The 223-nt window shown below is 71.3% G+C and carries 1 pseudogene; it reads left to right on the top strand.

Features of this window, described 5'->3' with window-relative positions:
- Positions 1-223, top strand: a pseudogene (locus tag B2U11_RS01660) (excinuclease ABC subunit C); the annotation flags it as partial.

Consider the following 223-nt stretch of genomic DNA (forward strand, 5'->3'; position numbering starts at 1 on the left):
CCTTCCTGGGGCAGTTCTACGAGGACAAGCCGGTCCCGCGCCTGATCCTGTCCAACGTCCGCCCGCACGAGCTGGAACTGCTGGAAGAGGCCTTCTCGATGAAGGCCAAGCAGGCCGACGGTCGCCGCGTCGTCTCCATCGAGCGGCCCCAGCGCGGCGACCGCAAGGCCCTGGTCGACCACGCCCTGACCAACGCGCGCGAGGCCCTGGGCCGCCGCCTGGC

The organism is Brevundimonas sp. UBA7534 (assembly GCF_002479325.1).
Taxonomy (GTDB): domain Bacteria; phylum Pseudomonadota; class Alphaproteobacteria; order Caulobacterales; family Caulobacteraceae; genus Brevundimonas.